This is a genomic window from Trichocoleus sp. DQ-U1 (assembly GCF_039961925.1).
GTDB lineage: Bacteria > Cyanobacteriota > Cyanobacteriia > Cyanobacteriales > FACHB-T130 > FACHB-T130.
In genome coordinates, this window is record NZ_JAMPKB010000036.1 from 55,740 (window position 1) to 62,136 (window position 6,397).

General features: G+C 47.3%; 9 protein-coding genes. 3 read left to right on the plus strand and 6 right to left on the minus strand.

Annotation, left to right across the window (positions count from 1 at the left end):
• Window positions 1-268: 268 nt before the first annotated feature.
• Window positions 269-1,099, plus strand: a complete 831-nt coding sequence (dapB, locus tag NDI34_RS16410; protein ID WP_348233182.1) for a 4-hydroxy-tetrahydrodipicolinate reductase — start codon at window positions 269-271, stop codon at window positions 1,097-1,099.
• A gap of 83 nt (window positions 1,100-1,182) precedes the next feature.
• Window positions 1,183-1,887, plus strand: a complete 705-nt coding sequence (locus NDI34_RS16415; RefSeq protein ID WP_348233183.1) for a phosphate ABC transporter permease — start codon at window positions 1,183-1,185, stop codon at window positions 1,885-1,887.
• Between the two features lie 48 nt (window positions 1,888-1,935).
• Here the strand turns inward: NDI34_RS16415 and NDI34_RS16420 are convergent, their stop codons facing one another.
• From NDI34_RS16420 to NDI34_RS16445, 6 genes are all read right to left on the minus strand, one after another.
• Window positions 1,936-2,565, minus strand: a complete 630-nt coding sequence (locus tag NDI34_RS16420; RefSeq protein ID WP_190413018.1) for a precorrin-8X methylmutase — start codon at window positions 2,563-2,565, stop codon at window positions 1,936-1,938.
• Between the two features lie 318 nt (window positions 2,566-2,883).
• Complete coding sequence (locus NDI34_RS16425) at window positions 2,884-3,687, minus strand: TPM domain-containing protein (RefSeq protein ID WP_348233184.1); 804 nt, start codon at window positions 3,685-3,687, stop codon at window positions 2,884-2,886.
• Between the two features lie 259 nt (window positions 3,688-3,946).
• Complete coding sequence (locus NDI34_RS16430; RefSeq protein ID WP_190429728.1) at window positions 3,947-4,594, minus strand: rhomboid family intramembrane serine protease; 648 nt, start codon at window positions 4,592-4,594, stop codon at window positions 3,947-3,949.
• A gap of 26 nt (window positions 4,595-4,620) precedes the next feature.
• Window positions 4,621-5,139, minus strand: a complete 519-nt coding sequence (locus NDI34_RS16435; protein ID WP_190429729.1) for a DUF948 domain-containing protein — start codon at window positions 5,137-5,139, stop codon at window positions 4,621-4,623.
• Window positions 5,136-5,504 carry a YtxH domain-containing protein gene (locus NDI34_RS16440; protein ID WP_190819587.1) on the minus strand — a complete coding sequence of 123 codons (369 nt, stop codon included), beginning with the start codon at window positions 5,502-5,504 and terminating at the stop codon, window positions 5,136-5,138. The genes NDI34_RS16435 and NDI34_RS16440 overlap by 4 nt, the downstream gene beginning before the upstream one ends.
• 130 nt (window positions 5,505-5,634) lie before the next feature.
• On the minus strand, window positions 5,635-5,970 hold the full coding sequence (locus NDI34_RS16445) for a hypothetical protein (RefSeq protein ID WP_348233185.1): 336 nt from the start codon (window positions 5,968-5,970) through the stop codon (window positions 5,635-5,637).
• 292 nt (window positions 5,971-6,262) lie between these two features.
• Here NDI34_RS16445 and NDI34_RS16450 point away from each other — a divergent pair.
• A partial coding sequence (locus NDI34_RS16450; protein ID WP_348232470.1) for an IS630 transposase-related protein occupies window positions 6,263-6,397 on the plus strand: 135 nt, incomplete at its 3' end.

Below are 6,397 nucleotides of genomic sequence, written 5' to 3' on the forward strand. Positions count from 1 at the left end.
TAACCGCTGAATAAACTAAATTTGAAACTTTTAAACAGAAAGATGTTCTACTTTGGAGTATAGCTTATTGAAAATTAATTTCAATAAGTTTTGTGACTTAAAGCTAGAGAAAGCCGCTGCTATATCCTCAGCCGTTCTAGCGAGCAGTGTTTGCGACAGAAAGAGAAATTACAAAGAATATCTTCTTGCACGCGATCGCATAATTCAGTTATCGTGGGAAGCCCTTCTTGGTCTAGAATGCGCTTGTCGAGAAGGGTATTCTTAAATCATGGCAAATCAACAGTGTCCGATTCCCGTTGTCGTCAACGGTGCGGCTGGAAAAATGGGTCGCGAAGTCGTCAAAGCCGTTGCTCAAGCAGACGATATGACTTTGCTGGGGGCAATCGATCGCTCTTTGGAATACCAGGGTCAAGACGTTGGAGAAGTGGCGGGTTGCGAACCCTTGGAAGTTCCCATTGTCAGTGACTTACAAGGGATGCTGGTGCTAGCGACCCAGGAAAAACAACAGGGCGTTATGGTTGATTTTACTCATCCTGACTCAGTTTATGAAAATGTGCGGACTGCGATCGCTTACGGCATCCGACCTGTCGTTGGCACAACTGGACTTAGCCCGCAGCAAATCCAAGAGCTTGCTGAATTTGCCGACAAAGCCAGCACGGGTGCCCTGATTATCCCCAACTTTTCCATTGGCATGGTCTTACTACAGCAGGCAGCTGTCCAGGCGTCCCAATACTTTGACCACGTTGAAATTATCGAGTTACATCACAACCAAAAAGCCGATGCCCCTAGCGGTACCGCCCTTCAAACTGCCCAGATGTTAGGCGAACTGGGTAAGACCTACAATCCACCGACGGTAAAAGAAACCGAAAAACTACCCGGTGCCAGAGGTAGCCAAGCCGACGAGGGGATTCGCATCCACAGCGTTCGCTTACCCGGTCTCATCGCTCACCAAGAAGTGATGTTTGGAGCACCAGGTCAAATTTATACCCTACGCCACGATACTTCAGATAGGTCTTGCTATATGCCTGGTGTTCTTCTCGCTATCCGCAAAGTTCTCCAGCTCAAATCCTTAGTCTATGGGTTAGAAAAGATACTATAAGTGGCTAATCCCCGATCGAAGGAGCGAAGGATTGCTCTTAAACAATTAGCCATCCTTCAATTAGCAATTCGCTTTTGAACAATATGCTAGTCCCATTAACACGCAAGAAATTTGAAGACTTGATTCCCCAGATTGCTACTGGCCCGCAGTATGCGTACTGTTGGGGCAAGTTCCCAGACTTTTTAAAGCGATTGCTAATTTCTGTAGTAGCTGTGGTGGTGGTTTTACTCGTCGGCAAGTTTTTGCTGGGCGAAGATTTGAGCGCGATCACCTTTTTTCTGGGAATCATTGGGGGTCTTTACTGGTTGTGGGCACCCGTCTATTGGGCGAGTCTCCGGAATGCTTCTTATCGCCGCTACGCCTACAGTGGATTCTGGCGGGGTGAAGTCGTGGATATCTTTGTTTCTGAAGAGTTGATTGGCGAAGAGCAAACCGTCAACAATCGCGGGCAACTAGTGATTGTTGAAAACCGAGAGCGTCGGTTGAACATCGAAGTTGGGGATGAAACCGGATTTACGACCCAGATGCAAGTACCGCTTCGCCGCATCCATAAAGCAGTTAAACCCGGTCAAGTTGCTGAGATGGTCGTGCTGTCCAATCAAAAAGACTTGGGTCGGATTGCCAAGGTGACAGACATTTATATTCCCAGTCAGAATCTCTGGGTGAGCGACTATCCTTATCTGCGGCGAGACTTTTTTGAGGATGTCAGCCGTCAGTTAGGAGACACTGACGATGTTTCCTATCCTGAAGACCGTACTCCTAAGCGTAGGCGATCGCGTCGCCCTTGAATCGAGAACCGGCTAATGGCTAATGGCTAACGCCCCGCCTCTCTGCCCTTAGCCGACACCATTCGTATCTTGCCCATAAGCTTGCCATGCCAAGTCAACTAAACCATTGACAATCGCCGCTGCTACCACCGCACTCCCTTTACGTCCATCAATTCGGATGTGAGAAACTAGCGAATCATTCAGCCGTTCCTTGGCAACATCCACATCCACAAATCCCGAAGGTGTGCCAATCACCAATGCTGGTCGAATTTCTTCTGCCTCAATTAGCTCGACCAGGGAAATGAGAGCCGTCTGAGCCTGACCTACCACAAAGATTCCTTCTGGATAGCGTCTGGCAAGGGTTTCAATTCCCCAGGCAGCGCGGCTTTTGTCTTTTTGGGGCCGCGTTAGGGCTTCCATACTGCAATACACCGGATTAGCAAAAGTACTTTGGATCGTGGGGCTAATGCCGACTTGCACCATTGGCACATCTACCACGATAGTACTACGGGCTGCCAAAGCGGCTGCGCCAGCTTGGAGTGCCCTCTCAGAAAAGCGAATTAAAGACCGATATTCAAAGTCAGCGGTTGCGTAAATGACCCGACGCACAATCTCAAATTCCGCTGGTGAGAAGATGTGGTCGCCAATTTCTCGGTCAATGATTGCCAAACTTTGGGCATCCGTTACGTGCCATTCCATAGCGATTCGCTTTCAGCTTTTAGCTATCAGCTTACCAGCTAGCAGTCCGAAATGATTTTTGAATACCAAAACAGTGTTATTAAACCACTAAAGAAAAAAAGAAGAGAAATAAGAGAAAAAGATTTAATGAAATTTTCTGCTTCTTGTATGCAGGTATGTTTTAAGTTCGTAAAAAATACCTGACCAATCAAATAGGATTGCAATCTCCGCTTTTTTCAGGCTAGAGGTTTGAGGCTAGAGGTGCGAGGGGATACCTCTTGCCTCTTGCCCTGATTCTCAGACAAAGCCTGGAAATGCTCTAGCTACTGACGGATTTTTTCAAGTTTCCGGAGCAGAAGACTGGATGATCATCGGTGACAGGTAAGCAACTAAAGCACCAATGAAAAAACCGGCGAAGTTGCGAAACACGGGTAACCACTCCGAGGTACGAGTGACAACGGGACCGAGACCAAAAGCAATAAATAAAATTCCCCACAAGGGAGAGAATATTAAAGCCCACTGCCATGCAAAAATTTGTCCTTCTTTGCGGGGTACAGCGGCAAAGCCACAGATAATTCCGCCCACAATGGAGGTAATTAGGGTGAGAATCCACTGTTCTCTGGGCAGTCCGGGTACAACCCGGCAACCGCTCTGACGCAGACAGGTTTGAATAGTTTCTAATGATTGAATGATGGCTTGGTCTTCGCCATTTTCGCGCACGAAGTACAGATTGCCGAAGCGCGTTTGCAACTCAATCCAGAAGGTGCGGGGCATGAGTTTATAAGCGTCATCGCCTACATTAAAGTTGAGAATATTGCCGCCGCGTTGGTCGGCAACCAGCAACACGCTTTTATTATCCAAGCTCCAATAATCTTTCAAGGCAAGACCGGGGGTGCGGTCGTATTGAGTTAATACCCGCAGTTTCCAACCTGTTTCTGCTTCAAAACTCTCTATGTTTTTGACCAATGCCTCTTCCTGAATATTTGTTAAGGCTTTGGCTAAGTCAATGATTGGGGTATGAGTCTCCGGCAGTAAGTCGGGATTATTATAGGCGTGAGCAACGGGAGCGATCGCCCAAATGGACAAAGCCAGGAAAAATGCGACTAAAGATGCCACAATTCGTTGTTTAGGAAGAGGCTTCATTGGCAGTTCGGTTTCTTTAAAAGCGAATGGGTTAGGTAAACTAATATTTCTTTACACTTGTTTACCATATTTTAATACAAGGAGTCTCTAGGGGTATCTATTCAGGAGGGGAGAGGGAAAAGGACTAAGGATAAGGACTGAGGGCTGAGGGAAAAGGGGAGAGGGAAGAGAAAAAAGGGGTGATTCCATGCCAGCTTTGATGTTGCATGGAATCACCCCTGACTCTTGTGCTGCTCTGGTGCGATGTCTACTGCACTAACTAAGTTTTCCGAAACCGGGTGGGGTCAAGCCGCATCAAACCCATAATCAGCGCTACTCCTACAACAGCGCCTCCTAAGTGAGCAAAATGGTCTACCCCGTCTTGAATCCCAGTTTGTTGAAATTCAAAGAACACTCGCTCAATCACAAACTGACCCAAAATCAGAACTTCCAAGACTTTGCGCCAATTCCAGCTCAACTTAATCAACACGCTGACCGCGAATAAGCCAAAGACGGCTCCCGAAGCCCCTAAAGAATAGATTGGCCCATGCTGGAAAAGCCAACTCATCAGACTAGCGCCCAGTCCGCAGATGATGTAGGAAGCGACCACCCCGAAGATCCCTTCCTCTTCCTCAACTAGGCGACCAAAGATATAAAGAAAAAATAGATTTCCCGACAAGTGCGCCCAGCTGGCATGACAAAACATCGCCGTGAAGAACTGATAAAAGGCTGGGCGGGCATGATTGAGATATAAACCTTGAAGATTGAGGCTGAGAATATGGTCAGCAATAAAGATAACTAGGTTGATCAAAATCAGGGCAAAAACACCGTTGTATTGGTTGTTTCGTCTGCGGTTTGATGAACGATCCTCTAGTAGCAAGTCAGTTGCAGAATCGGTCGGTTCTGAGTTTCCCTGATTCTTTCTCATAGCTGGTATTCTCAACGGCATCTGTATTAATAATCTTCTGAGTCTGACGACTCCCACTCCTGATAATTTTTATGAGAAGTGGAGGCATTTTCAGTGTCTTGATAAGAATCACCGTATCCACGAGGCTCAAAACCATTTCTTTGCCCTGGTGGCAAACGCTCGATTGACCTACGCCCTCCCGTAGGACGCTTGAAAGTTTTCCAAGCAGCTTTCACACCGGCAAAGACGCTGCGGGTGCCAACTTGCACGTTTTGAGCCTGCTTCTTAGCACCGCTAATGCTTTGATCGACTTGTTTAACAACTTGACTGGCGCTCTTGACGCCTTCATTGACATCATCTGTCAAGTCACTAATTTCCAAACCCGTCAGGCGAATTGATTCTAGTGTGGGGGGCATTTCTCGGTTTAGCGTATCTGCTAACTTTTCTACGCTGCGAGCTGCCCGCGCTAATTCTTGTACCGCTGGCAGCAGCGATACTAAGACGGCAGCTAAGCTAACCGCCACCAGTAAAACCGACAATCCTAACCAAAATAAGGGTTCAGTCACTCTTGCGATCGCCTATCGTCTGTGGTTACAAGGGGGCGTGCATCAGCCTGGGCTTCTTCATCCGTGATTTGTTTGAGTGCTTCTTGCTCGCGTGCAGATGCTTCAACTCCAGCAGCGATCGCCTGTTTTAATCTCAAAAGCGTTTCATCCCAGTTTCGCAGTGCTGATTCTGAGAGGCGGTCAGCTTGCAGTTGCACGCTGGTCGATAGGTCTTCAGCTAATTCTGGTAGGGCATCGGCAGATTTTTTTAACAGCCGCCGCGTGTCTCGACCTGTACGAGGGGCAACCAATAATCCGGTAATGGTTCCAAGAGCGCTGCCCAGCAGCAGACCACCAATAAATGATCCAGCACGGTTGTTTGACATTTTCTAATCTCTATGTCTTAATTCCAATTTTAGGCAGTTTTCCTTAATCCGTTGTCGGTACAGGCAGCAATACGAGTACCTTTAGAAAAAGAAAATCGCCCTTATCTTAACAGCAGGGGTTTGGGTAGTTTCAACTTCTGCGCCAGAAGCGCTGCGTTATTCCTATTGACTTTGGCTTATTCCGCAGCCAGAGTTTTTGTCCTAAACCGAATAGTGCCAAAATTTTTTGCACCCGTTGTAGTTGAGGATCGAGTTGCTGATATCGCTCTGTGAGCAAATTAGCCCCAAGCTGACCTTTAGAAAGAAGCTTGGGGGCACCCCGTAGCACTTTATAAGTATTCCGTTCGGCTGCGAGTACAATCTTTGTAATTTTTGCCAGACGCGATCGCAGTTTTCGGATTTTCCAGGCAACATACAACAGCATCAGCGAGAGCAGCACATTGAAACCCACAACAATTGTCACCATCTCTCATCCTGAAAGCACCTAGCCTCTTTAGTTTGACTCATCTACCGCTTTTTGAGCGTTCATTTCCTGCTTCATCAACCCCTCAGCTACCTTGCTAGTAGGTAGTGCTTAGGGTTGGATAATTTTCTGAGTTGAGGAGACTTGAAAGATCGTGAATTTATTAACCTCCCATTCCCGATCTAGGGGCGTATTTGCGCCATGCCCTTATGGAATCTGATAATATAGCAACCGCCAAGATAGTTAGGACGTAGAGTAGAGATCACCTGTTGTCCTGAAGTTATTCAAGCTGCTCATGGCAAACCCCTATAGTTATGACCTGCGTCAGAAGGTGATCCAAGCGATCGAGTTAGACGGCATGAAGAAAAGTGAAGCCGCACAGGTGTTCCAAATTAGTCGCAATACGATTGACCTATGGCTGAAGCGGCGA

What these genes read in the sequence shown, in the direction of transcription:
- dapB (WP_348233182.1), top strand. Translation starts at nt 269, where the DNA reads ATGGCAAATCAACAGTGTCCGATTCCCGTTGTCGTCAACGGTGCGGCT.
- NDI34_RS16415 (WP_348233183.1), top strand. Translation starts at nt 1,183, where the DNA reads ATGCTAGTCCCATTAACACGCAAGAAATTTGAAGACTTGATTCCCCAG.
- NDI34_RS16420 (WP_190413018.1), bottom strand. Translation starts at nt 2,565, where the DNA reads ATGGAATGGCACGTAACGGATGCCCAAAGTTTGGCAATCATTGACCGA.
- NDI34_RS16425 (WP_348233184.1), bottom strand. Translation starts at nt 3,687, where the DNA reads ATGAAGCCTCTTCCTAAACAACGAATTGTGGCATCTTTAGTCGCATTT.
- NDI34_RS16430 (WP_190429728.1), bottom strand. Translation starts at nt 4,594, where the DNA reads ATGAGAAAGAATCAGGGAAACTCAGAACCGACCGATTCTGCAACTGAC.
- NDI34_RS16440 (WP_190819587.1), bottom strand. Translation starts at nt 5,504, where the DNA reads ATGTCAAACAACCGTGCTGGATCATTTATTGGTGGTCTGCTGCTGGGC.
- NDI34_RS16445 (WP_348233185.1), bottom strand. Translation starts at nt 5,970, where the DNA reads ATGGTGACAATTGTTGTGGGTTTCAATGTGCTGCTCTCGCTGATGCTG.